The organism is Amaricoccus solimangrovi, from assembly GCF_006385685.1.
In the GTDB taxonomy this organism is placed as follows: domain Bacteria; phylum Pseudomonadota; class Alphaproteobacteria; order Rhodobacterales; family Rhodobacteraceae; genus Amaricoccus; species Amaricoccus solimangrovi.
In genome coordinates, this window is record NZ_VFRP01000077.1 from 1 (window position 1) to 3,189 (window position 3,189).

The window sequence follows — 3,189 nt, forward strand, 5'->3', positions numbered from 1 at the left end:
TACGAGGTGTTCCCCAACCCCTATCTGGGCGACGCGGCCGTCAACACTTTTCACGGCGACAACTTCGCCAACATCATGACGGGCGAGGGCAACAACGACGTCATCAGCGGCGGCGGCGGCAATGATCTCATCGACGGCGGCACCGGAAACGACACGTTGCGCGGCGGCGACGGGAACGACACCATCGTCGGTGGCGATGGAAACGACGCAATTTTCGGCGACAACCACCAGGATGAAATACACGCAGGGGCGGGAGACGACATGGTCTCCGGCGGCAACCACAATGATAGGCTCCTCGGTGAGGACGGAAACGACCTCCTTTCGGGGGGCGTCGGCAACGACGTCGTTTATGGCGGCAACGGCAACGATGTTCTGAACGGCGACAGGGGCAACGACCGGCTCTTCGGGCAGGGCGGCAACGACCGCCTGGTCGGAGATGTCGGCGACGATATACTGCAGGGCCTCGGCGGCGCGGACACGCTCGAGGGCGGCTTCGACGACGATGAATTGTCGGGTGGAGTGGGAAACGACGTTCTTCGCGGTGACGAGGGAACCGACATTCTCGACGGGGGCGTAGGAAACGACAACCTGAGCGGCGGTACGGATGAAGACCGCTTCATCTTCAACGCGGGCAAAGACCGGATCACCGACTTCGCGAACGAGGATGCCATCTGGCTCGAGAATCCACTCCCGACCGGAACCACCGCGCAGGATGTGATCGACGACTACGGTCATATCGCCGGCGGCAACGCCGTCTTCGACTTCGGAGACGGCAACGTTCTGACCGTCCAGGGCGTGACCAACCTCGCCACGCTACTGGACGACATCTTCGTGATGTGACGCCGACTCGTCTGATCGGCGCCCTTGAGATGGCGCCGATCGCGACCGGTTCATGGAATTGCGCGGCGTCATGGTTCAGGATCCGAATTGCCGTTCAGGGCGATGCGCCGGGCGCTGGCCGAGGCGGCCGACCTCGCCTATGCCGTCACCGCAATGCTGCTGACGATGCTCTCGATGTGGCAAGGCTGGCGTGAGACCGCCCGGAGGCTCGGCTGGCCGGAAGCGGCGATCACGCGTAGGCTCCGCCGTCGGCAGAGGGCACCACGAACAGTTCCATCCGGTCGATGAAGGCGATGTCGTCGCGCGCGATGGTCTGGTCGTCGAGCACGAGCGACACGGTGACGGTCCCGGCGGTGGTGACCCGGAAGACATGCTGCTGCTTGTACCAGCCGGTCTGGACCCCGTCGCCGGGCCCGGGCGTGATGTCGAGCGGGAGCGACGAGCTATCCGCCGGAAGGATGGTCGCGGTCCCGGCCGCGACGCGAAGCCTGGTCCTGACCTTCGCCGTCGTGGCGTTGCCGAGGTTCGCCCCGACCTGCTTGTAGGAATGCACCGCCGTCACCTGGAGCCAGTGGCCGACGAGGTCCGGCGGGATCGTATAGGGGAACGAGCAATTGAGCGCGGAGACGGTGGAGCCGTTGCCGGTCACCTTCACGGCGCCGGTGCCGCTGATGAACTCTCCCGCGGTGGTGGTGACGGCGCTTGAGCCCGCGTTGAAGCTCATGCCCGAGACCGTGGATCCATCGAGCAGAGTGGCGATCTTCGTCTTGCTCGTGAAGTCGGCCGAGAGCTTGTTCAGCATCGCGGGCGCGCGGATGAACTCCTTCCAGTCCGTGAGCGAGGGGGCCGCTTCGGTATCGCCGGAGAAGAGCGACGGGATGCCTTCCATCTTCAGCTCACCCGCCACGCGCGCGGCCGGGCTCACCAGCACCCACTGCGCGAGGTCGATCGTCGCTCCGGTCGTGAACGGCGTCGCCTCCGCCTTCGCGTGATAGACGTTGCCGCCGTCGGTGACGAGCACGCCGGCGTCGGGCACGTAGACGCCGGCGGCGAAGGCGGGCGCGGCCATCACATCCTGGACCGCGATCGTGCCCTGGATCGCGGTCCCGAGGGCCTGGAAGCGGACGGCGCCGGGGTCCATCGGCAGCCGCGCCCTGGAACCATCGTAGAGCCCGATGAGATGCGTCGACTTCCGGATGAGCGCCTTGTCCAGGGCGGTGATCCGGAGCCGCGCGTTCGGCCCCTGAAGCACGATGGCCGGTCCGGCGCTCGGATTGTTCACCCCCGGATTCGCCGTCATGCCGCTGTTCTCGAAATACGGCATGTTCATGGTCACGGTGCAGAGCGTCGCGGCGTCGTAGGCGACGACCTTCATCCAGCCCTCGTATCCGCTCATGGCCCGGCATCCACCGTTGAGGGTCAGCCGCGTCTCCTCCCAGCCCGCCTGGCTGACGACGAGGATGGCATAGCCGGTCGAGGCCGAGATCTCGCAGTTCGTCATCTCGTGCTTGCAGCGGATCTCGGCCGAGTGGCGGCGCGGATCCTCGACGCTGGTCGTTCCGGTCCGGCCGCCGGTCTGCTTGATCGTGCTGTTGAGCGTCTTGCCGTTGGCGAACTCGCGGACCATCAGGCCCCGGGTCTTCGCGCCCGAGACATAGAGGTCGGCGAAGATGCCGGCGAGCGTCGAGCCTTCGACGCCGTCCCCGAGCGTCAGCAGATACCCGGCGGTGAAGTCGGACAGGATCGAAAGTCCGCGGACCTCGGTCCCGATGCCGGTTGCGAACACGCCGGCGCCGGCGGCGGAGCACCAGAGACCGGACTGGCGCGTGCCCGCGCCGATCAGCCGACGTCCCACCGGGTTGAGCGGGCCCGCGCACCGGATGAAGCCGGGCACGAAGACGTCATTGCCCCGATCCATGGCCTTCTGGATCCTGGACGTCGCATCGGCCGCGCCGGCGGCGGCGCCGTAGGTGGTGACGATGTCGCAGCCGAGCGCCTCGGCCGAGACCAGGTTGTCCGCGCCCGGCAGCGCGCGGAACCTGATCCCGCCCCCGGAGGCCCAGTCGTAGTCGGCCGCGACCGCGTCGGATGCCTTGGCCTCGAGGCGGTGCGGGCCGGCGGTAACGATGTTCCCGGCGGAGACCACCGCGTCGTAGGTCAGCGCCGTATCGGCGAGCAACGCCGCGACGGTCGCGCGGTCGAGCACCGGCGCGCGGCCCCCCCGACCGGCGGCGTCGTGCCCGACGATATGCGTCAGCGCCCGCTTGGTCGCGGCATTGATGTTCCCCATTCGATCAGCTCCAGGTCAGGATTTGAAGGTTGCCCGCGCCGTCGGTCCAGACGAGCGGC

At 67.4% G+C, this 3,189-nt stretch carries 2 protein-coding genes; one reads left to right on the plus strand and one right to left on the minus strand.

The genetic code is table 11. The annotated features are described in order from the left end of the window. The coding region (locus FJM51_RS23155) for a calcium-binding protein (protein ID WP_140456454.1) at positions 1-840 on the plus strand (840 nt) is incomplete at its 5' end. Positions 841-1,069: 229 nt separating this feature from the next. Here FJM51_RS23155 and FJM51_RS23160 read toward each other — a convergent pair. After that, the gene (locus FJM51_RS23160) at positions 1,070-3,130 is read right to left on the minus strand and encodes a hypothetical protein (RefSeq protein WP_140456455.1); all 2,061 of its coding nucleotides are present in this window, start codon (positions 3,128-3,130) and stop codon (positions 1,070-1,072) included. Between the last annotated feature and the right edge of the window lie 59 nt (positions 3,131-3,189).